1 rRNA gene is annotated in these 707 nt (G+C 57.4%); it reads right to left on the minus strand.

Features of this window, described 5'->3' with window-relative positions:
* Window positions 1-633: ribosomal RNA gene (locus tag HHX31_RS33940) — 23S ribosomal RNA — on the minus strand; the annotation flags it as partial.
* Window positions 634-707 lie beyond the last annotated feature (74 nt).

Raw genomic sequence — 707 nt, forward strand, 5'->3', positions numbered from 1 at the left:
TGCCTACGCTCCTACGGCTTGTAGGCACACGGTTTCAGGTACTATTTCACGACCCCTCACCGGGGCGCTTTTCACCTTTCCCTCACGGTACTCGTTCACTATCGGTCATCAGGAAGTATTTAGGCTTACCAGGTGGTCCTGGCAGATTCACACAGGATTTCTCGAGCCCCGTGCTACTCGGGACGACTCCCAGCAGTCGGCAGAATTTCGCCTACCCGGCTATCACGGTCTACGGCCGCCCTTCCCAGAGCGTTCGACTACCCCACCGATTTCTCACTGCCCGAAGAGACGGCGGTCCCTCCCGGAAGATCCCACAACCCCGCACACGCAACGCCCGCCGGCTATCACACGCGCACGGTTTAGCCTCCTCCGCTTTCGCTCACCACTACTCACGGAATCACTATTGTTTTCTTCTCCTACGGGTACTGAGATGTTTCACTTCCCCGCGTTACCACCAACCGCCCTATACATTCAGACGGCGGCAACACCACATGACTGGTGCTAGGTTTCCCCATTCGGACATCCCCGGATCAACGTCTGGTTGGCGACTCCCCGAGGCTTAACGCAGCCTCCCACGTCCTTCATCGGCTCCTGATGCCAAGGCATCCACCGTGTGCCCTAAAAAACTTGGCCACAAAGATGCTCGCGTCCACTATGCAATTCACAAACAACAACCAGAAACCAGCCCACCCCACCACCAGACACCC

Source organism: Microbispora sp. H11081 (assembly GCF_012999535.1).
In the GTDB taxonomy this organism is placed as follows: Bacteria; Actinomycetota; Actinomycetes; order Streptosporangiales; family Streptosporangiaceae; genus Microbispora.